Here is a 456-nt window from a genome sequence, read left to right on the forward strand (position 1 = left end):
GGATACGAATGCGGCACCCACAGCGTCGGCAAGCCGAGCGTCTGCGCGAAGACATCGTTGGGTACCGTGCCGCCCAGGTTCGGCAGCAGCGCGGGCTTCTTGCCAGTGGTCGCGCGCATCGAATCGAGCGCCCAACGCACCCAGGGATCATCGAGATCGAGTCGCGTCGCGGGCGAAGCGCGCGCCACCTCGACCGCGACTTGCGCGAAGCCGTTTTCCGCGAAGTGGCGCTCAAGATGCGCCTGCACGTTCTCCCAGTCCGTGCCGACGACGAAGCGCAACTGGCACACCGCTTTCGCGAACGGCGGAATCGCGTTGACGGGCGCATCGGCGTTGCCGGATTTCATCGCGAGCACTTCGAGCGCGTTCCAGCCGATCACGCGTTCGGTCGGCGTCAGGCCGGGCTCGCCCCAGGTCGGATCGATGTCGGGCGAACTGTCGTCGCGGCCCAGTTCG

Annotated in this window: 1 pseudogene; it reads right to left on the minus strand. The window is 67.3% G+C overall.

Features of this window, described 5'->3' with window-relative positions:
• A pseudogene (locus J5M58_RS26850) lies at nucleotides 1–456 on the minus strand (M20 peptidase family dipeptidase); the annotation flags it as partial.

The organism is Pseudomonas sp. 32_A (assembly GCF_017490905.1).
Lineage (GTDB): Bacteria > Pseudomonadota > Gammaproteobacteria > Pseudomonadales > Pseudomonadaceae > Aquipseudomonas > Aquipseudomonas inefficax.